The 396-nt window shown below is 64.4% G+C and carries 1 protein-coding gene; it reads right to left on the reverse strand.

The genetic code is table 11. The features are described 5' to 3' along the window. Positions 1 to 44 precede the first annotated feature (44 nt). Positions 45 to 396 (reverse strand): phosphoenolpyruvate hydrolase family protein (locus GO615_RS28345; protein ID WP_211167447.1); only part of this gene is annotated, 352 nt, incomplete at its 5' end.

The raw sequence follows: 396 nt of genomic DNA on the forward strand, positions 1-396 counted from the left end.
GACCAGCATCCCCGACATCTCTTCCTCCCTTGGTCACGGCGGCTCTAGCGCGCGCCGATCGCCTTGAATTTCCGAACCTGCTCCGTAAGCGCCCGCTCGACCGGCAGGCGCTCCATCGAGGAGGCGCCGTAGAAGCCGTGGCAATTGCGGGTCTGCTTCATGATGAAATCGGCATCCGCGGGATCCGCGATCGGACCGCCATGCGCGAGCACGATGATGTTGGAATTGACGCTGAGCGCGGCCTCGGCCCAGGCCTCGATGCGGGCGGGACAATCTTCGAGCTTCAGCGCAGTCTGGGCGCCGATCGTGCCGCCGGTGGTCAAACCCATATGGCAGACGATGATGTCGGCGCCAGCGATCGCCATCGCGGTCGCTTCCTGCTCGCTGAACACATAG

Source organism: Aromatoleum evansii (genome assembly GCF_012910805.1).
Taxonomy (GTDB): Bacteria; Pseudomonadota; Gammaproteobacteria; order Burkholderiales; family Rhodocyclaceae; genus Aromatoleum; species Aromatoleum evansii.